The following is a 354-nucleotide window of genomic DNA, read 5'->3' on the forward strand; positions in this document are numbered from 1 at the left end:
TCACCGTGCTGCCGTCGCTGGTCTCGAACGTGATGTTCTTGACCACGTCGTCCTTGTTCTTGATCGGCTTGTTGACGTTCACCGAGACGATCATGCCGACGCCGTAGGTGCCGTTGTCCGCGATGTTGTCGGTGGCGGCGGCGGTCTTGGCCGCGGCGAGCGTCGTGAAGCTTCTGCTCTGTCGTCTCCGGAAAGCTAATCAAGCCGATCAAGAACAAGGACGGCGTGGTCAAGAACATAACTTTCGATACAAGCGACGGAACCACGGTGAATGGCCACTGGTTCGGTAGCCAGCGGCTGGACTTCCGGCCGGAGAAGTACTGGAAGCCGGACACCAAGGTGACCGTGCACTAC

1 protein-coding gene and 1 pseudogene are annotated in these 354 nt (G+C 59.0%); one reads left to right on the forward strand and one right to left on the reverse strand.

Going from position 1 to position 354, the window contains the following annotated elements; all coding sequences use genetic code 11:
- Positions 1–172 (reverse strand): annotated as a pseudogene (locus UK12_RS45375) (Ig-like domain-containing protein); the annotation flags it as partial.
- A gap of 26 nt (positions 173–198) precedes the next feature.
- Here UK12_RS45375 and UK12_RS45380 point away from each other — a divergent pair.
- Positions 199–354: Ig-like domain-containing protein (locus UK12_RS45380; RefSeq protein ID WP_442973926.1), on the forward strand; the 156-nt coding region annotated here is incomplete at its 3' end.

The sequence above is a fragment of the Saccharothrix sp. ST-888 genome, from assembly GCF_000955975.1.
GTDB lineage: Bacteria > Actinomycetota > Actinomycetes > Streptomycetales > Streptomycetaceae > Kitasatospora.